Here is a 251-nt window from a genome sequence, read left to right as displayed (position 1 = left end):
GTATCAGGCGCCCCTCCGCCGTATCGACCACGCTTTGGACGAAACCGTCCTCCGGCGTGACGGAAGCGAAAACCCGCAGAAATGCGCTGCGGTTATCGTGATTGCCGAGAAGCAGTTTATACGACGGAATGAGCTTCTCCAGTTCACCCGCCAATGCCTGGTAGCTGTCCTCATGACCGTTATCGCTGAGATCGCCGGTGAAAATCACCAGTTCTGCATCGGCATGGTTCTCGTTGATGTCGGCGATGCAG

Annotated in this window: 1 protein-coding gene; it reads right to left on the bottom strand. The window is 56.6% G+C overall.

Going from position 1 to position 251, the window contains the following annotated elements:
- A partial coding sequence (locus ACYYG1_RS17705) for a metallophosphoesterase (RefSeq protein ID WP_461211646.1) occupies positions 1–251 on the bottom strand: 251 nt, incomplete at both ends.

It is taken from the genome of Desulfocurvus sp. DL1XJH-121, assembly GCF_054819825.1.
This window is presented reverse-complemented; position numbering and strand designations above follow the sequence as displayed.